This window comes from Nostoc sp. NMS2 (genome assembly GCF_017115105.1).
Taxonomy (GTDB): Bacteria; Cyanobacteriota; Cyanobacteriia; order Cyanobacteriales; family Nostocaceae; genus Nostoc.
The window spans coordinates 1-3,849 of sequence record NZ_JABXKH010000074.1 but is presented as its reverse complement, the minus strand read 5'-3'; the positions used below and the strand labels follow the sequence as shown (position 1 = coordinate 3,849).

2 protein-coding genes are annotated in these 3,849 nt (G+C 41.2%); both read right to left on the bottom strand.

From position 1 onward, the window contains the following. Nucleotides 1-112: 112 nt before the first annotated feature. Complete coding sequence (locus HWQ36_RS15045; RefSeq protein ID WP_292704095.1) at nt 113-2,467, bottom strand: ComEC/Rec2 family competence protein; 2,355 nt, start codon at nt 2,465-2,467, stop codon at nt 113-115. Between the two features lie 504 nt (nt 2,468-2,971). Continuing rightward, on the bottom strand, nt 2,972-3,847 hold the full coding sequence (gene glyQ, locus HWQ36_RS15040; protein ID WP_292704092.1) for a glycine--tRNA ligase subunit alpha: 876 nt from the start codon (nt 3,845-3,847) through the stop codon (nt 2,972-2,974). Between the last annotated feature and the right edge of the window lie 2 nt (nt 3,848-3,849).

Sequence of the window (3,849 nt, the reverse complement as noted above, 5' to 3'; positions counted from 1 at the left end):
TGTATAGCCCCAGACTTCTAGTCTGAGGGCAATCCGCCAAAAGTGGATGCTCCCTAGTCATTCTTCCTTAAAAAGGAACATCATGCTTTTAAAATTATTGAGCTATGGGTTTTTAGAAAATAGAAGATTTGCTTTCTGCTGCTTCAACAAAAGCCTCAAATTTAGCATAAGGTGTCCATTGAATAGCCCCATCTCGTCCTGTAAAAAATAGTTTTGTTTTACTTTGATAAAGTTCAGATAAAATCTTTGGATCAAAGTTAACAGAAGAAGCGATCGCTACTTGTGGTTGTAGAGCAATAACCAAATCTTTTAATGACTGAGAACCACACCATAAAACTTGTGGACGAGGCAAACTCCCATTTTTAATTAATTGCTGTACCTCTTTAGACTTGACATTGCCTACTAATAACCAATTTTGATCTAAAATTTGCAATTGTAAGATAGGTAATTGATCGTTGATTAATTGTGCCACTATTGAACCCGCTTTTACAGCTTGACCAACTGCCATCGGCTGGTAATATCCCTGATACTTTTGTAACTCTTGTTGAATTGCCTGAGTTGCAATAGAATTTTCTGGATTGGGGGAATATTCATAAAAATTTTTGATTGGTAAACGTTGCAGTAATTCCAACCAAGCATTACTTTTATTGCCTTGGAAATCAGTTGCGATCGCCCAATTGATTTGATTTACACCCTGCTGTTGTAAAAACGGTAAGATTGTGAAACGTCCAGTCCCTTCATCACCACTATTAATTACAGTTACAGTCCCTCTATCTTGAACAACTACAATTGGTTCCGTACCAGATTCTAATACCGTTATCCTAAATAATGTATTTGTAGAATGCCAAAGGGGGATGAATACTAAACCAATCGCAATCACATTAGCAACCCACCACCGTCGCTGCCACCAAGGAACTAACCAAACCAGTATAATCAGTACATAAATCGCTAGAAGCTGCCAAATAGATATGCTGCCTACAGCAACAGAATTTCCTGGCAACTTGCTAAAAAATTCCACTAATTTAATTAGCCAGTCTGTCGGATAATGTAACACCGCAGCAAGAAAGCTTCCTGCCTGAGTCCAAATTAAACCTACTAAGGCACTAATGATTCCACCGATGCTAATGATCGAAATTAATGGAGTACTAACCACATTTAGCAACAAACTATAAGATGGTACGACCCCAAAGACAAAAAGTTGTACAGGTAAAGTCCAAAGAGTCGCAGCCAGAGGAACGGCAATCAAAGCAGCGATCGCAGGTGGAAGCCATGCTAGACGGTTGACTAATGCTGGTACTGTTACGATTAAGCCCAGCGTTGCTAAAAAACTCAGTTGAAAGCCTAAATCCCAAATCCATAGAGGATTAAACACTAATAACAGAGTTGCTGCTAATAGTAACGATCCGAACTGTTTTACCTTCCTTTTTAATAGCAAACCAATTAATGCCGCAAAACCCATAATTACGGCTCTGAGAACCGCAGGTTGAAAACCTGTTAAACTCAGAAAAATGATTAAAGCCAAAAAACCAAGAGTAAATTGCGTTCCTTTCTTTGCCCGCCTCGTTAACTGTAAGATCACACTTAAAATCAAAGAAGTTTGGAACCCGGAAGCTGCTAAAGCATGAGCTAATCCTGCTTGTACAAATAAATCGCGGATATCGTAGGGTAAATCAACAGCTTTGCTACCTAAAACCATTGCACTGACAAGAGGCCCTTCAGGAATACCTAACCAACGAACTTGCGATCGCACAATTCGCTCTCGAATTTGCCACCATCCCCATTTACGTTCCTGATCCAAAACATTTATTTGTCGCCCAATCAAACCAGCAAACGTCCCTTCCTGCTTCAGAAACTTCTGAAAATCGAAACCACCAGGATTGGAAGCCGCCTTTGGTTTGTATAAAATCCCAGTCACAGCAATTTGTTGACTAGGGTATAACCCAGTAGCCTGAAGTATAGGCACTGTCACATACAATTTGCCCGTTACCCCTTTTGGGACACCTGCTGAACCTTTTTCATTTTTAACCTCATCTATTTGAGTCGCTTCCAGCCAAAATTGTCCTCGCTGACTACGAGTTAAGCGGGGATTACTCGCCACTTCCCCACGAACAATCACAAGTTGTTCTTGATTATTGCTATTTCCAGGCGGAACAAACTGACTAATATCTTTTGCACCTGGTTGTGGCACTCGCCATTGAAAATATAGAGTTGCCAATAATCCCACCAAACCAGCAGCTAGCCATATTCGAGGATGGGAATTAGTTTGCCAAGTGTTAGACACTGCCTTATTTTTGCTTCCAGCCTTTTCTGCTTTCTGAGCAAGTTGTTGTAAATTGGTGCGTCTTCTAAAAACAATTGCTCCCACTATCCCCAGAACCAAAATATACACACCACCCCAAGGAACTGCTGTAAACAGCAACCCAAAAATGTAGCCAAGACAAATAATTACACCACTGGTTTGAATCATAAGATTTTTTGTAAAAGCACCTGGCAACCGGAATTTGAACCTGACTTAAAAATAGTTAGGGCAGCAATAGAGAAAAATCAGCAATGCCGAATTTGGCTATAAAATTCAAAAATCAAATATTCCAAACTATTATTATCTGCTCTTGGAGCGCCTCTGCATAAGCATTTCATCTCTTTAACCAGCAACGCCAAAAAATTTTATACTTGTGGTGAAGTATAGTCCATTAAGTTTATACAAACAAAGCCCGCACAGGCGGGCCTCATACTTGTAGCCTTAATGTTCCAGACTCAAGATTTAACTGTATTTCTGATCTTTAGCAATAGCCAGATGATAAAAATATACTTAGATTAAACCCCAGTGCCGCATGGATAACCAGAAAACAAAGTCGTAGCGAATTAAATTTGCCAAGACTCTGCGTACCTTTGCGTTTACTTTGCGTTCCTCTGCGTTTAAAAACCTTACGATTTTACACAAAGCTGTACTTAGTTCGTGTAGCCACACCCTTTAAGATGTTGGGCTTCCTGTTGAACCCACACTATCTTTAAGCAAAGGAAAACCCAACTTCTCCCTTTGCTCAACATATAAATGAGCCACCTTTCTAGCCAAATGCCGAATCCTGGCAATATAACGAGTTCTCTCCGTCACCGAAATCACACCTCTGGCATCCAGCAAATTGAACGTGTGTGAACACTTCATTACATAATCTAAGCTAGGCAAAACCAATCCTCGCTCCGTCAATTGCGTAGCTTCCTGCTCATACAAATTAAATAGTGTCAGTAGCAACTCAGGATTCGACGCCTCAAAATTGTATGTACACTGCTCAATCTCTCCCTGGAGGTAAACATCACCATAAGTAATGTTGTCTGTCCAATGAATCTTAGTAATTGCCTCTACTTGCTGGAGATACATTGTCAGCCGCTCTAAACCATAAGTAATCTCAATCGACACTGGACGGCAATCAATTCCTCCACACTGTTGGAAGTAGGTAAATTGAGTAATTTCCATTCCATCCAACCATACTTCCCACCCAGTGCCCCAAGCTCCCACCGTCGCATCTTCCCAGTTATCCTCTACAAACCGAATATCGTGGTCTTCAGGACGAATACCTAACACCCTTAACGAATCAAGATAAATCTCCTGAATATTATCTGGTGAAGGCTTGATCAAAACTTGGTACTGATAATAGTGTTGGAAGCGGTTGGGGTTTTCGCCGTACCGTCCATCTGTAGGGCGACGACACGGTTCAACGTAGGCAACAGCCCACGGTTCCGGCCCCAATGCTCTTAAAAATGTCTGGGGATTCTTAGTCCCAGCGCCCTTTTCAACGTCGTAGGGCTGGGCTATAAGACAACCGCGCGTGCCCCAGAACTGATGCAACAAAG